Consider the following 247-nt stretch of genomic DNA (forward strand, 5'->3'; position numbering starts at 1 on the left):
GGTAATTGCATGCTGCATGTTTCGCAAGAGAAGGTAGCATGTACACGTGTAGAAAGTAATTGGATTTACGGAAAAAACACGGGTAACCCAAGCTACATTCACTACATACATGGAAAAGATAAGTATCAATTGCCTGAGGCGGATGAAGTTCAGATTCATGATAAGAAAAGTAATGAGGACTTAGATGTGTTTAATCGTAAGTTAATGGATTTTATACCCTTACAAGAGCATCATCATGCACATTTAT

Annotated in this window: 1 pseudogene; it reads left to right on the top strand. The window is 36.8% G+C overall.

Features of this window, described 5'->3' with window-relative positions:
• Positions 1 to 247: pseudogene (locus AC0IXC_RS29315) on the top strand (hypothetical protein); the annotation flags it as partial.

This window comes from Bacillus sp. AC266 (assembly GCF_979253805.1).